This window comes from Methylobacterium sp. WL9 (assembly GCF_008040035.1).
In the GTDB taxonomy this organism is placed as follows: Bacteria; Pseudomonadota; Alphaproteobacteria; order Rhizobiales; family Beijerinckiaceae; genus Methylobacterium; species Methylobacterium thuringiense.
Genome location: NZ_VRVE01000201.1, coordinates 1 through 615, shown reverse-complemented (window position 1 = coordinate 615; position 615 = coordinate 1). Strand labels below are relative to the sequence as shown.

1 pseudogene is annotated in these 615 nt (G+C 57.7%); it reads right to left on the bottom strand.

Annotated features, from left to right (window positions below):
- Positions 1 to 505 precede the first annotated feature (505 nt).
- Positions 506 to 615, bottom strand: a pseudogene (locus tag FV217_RS22495) (IS630 family transposase); the annotation flags it as partial.

Genomic DNA, 615 nt, shown 5'->3' with positions numbered 1-615 from the left:
GCGGGAGGGCGCCGGACGTGTGCACGTGGGGGGTGGGTTTGGCTATGGCTATGTTGGGGCCATATCGAGGATGCTCCGTTGGCCGCAGGCTATCCGTAGTATATTGACTGGCGAAACACTTGTAAAAGCAGCAATGTTGATGAATATGAGCGCGCCCACGCACCAACGCGAGGAGCGGGCCGATTCAAAATCAAGCTGGAAACGCTTTTTGATCGGTCCTAGTCCATTGCACTAGCAGCCCAGCCCGCGCTAAATAGGACTGCCTACGTTGCTCCTTGTCATTCGGTAGCGTATTGGGCACAAGTCCAGTGAGGCGGTCACCATTGATCTAAAAATATCGCCGAAGGGTTGGGGGACCCCGTGCCGAAATCTGCCGTAGACGACAAGCCTAGTGCTCCTGAAGCCTTTCCATCTCCAACTCCTTGGCCCGGCGCCAACGCTCGCTTGCTTGGGTTGGGAATTGGGTTGCCCGTTAGTGAGCTTGATCGCCTAGAGCCGCATCCGATCATGCTGGATCGTATGCATCGTATCCAGCGGCGGCGAGGTAGTTGCGACATTCGGCAGGGGTGAAGGCAGCGAACGCGTTCTGGATCGCCTGCCGGAGGTCGGTGACGG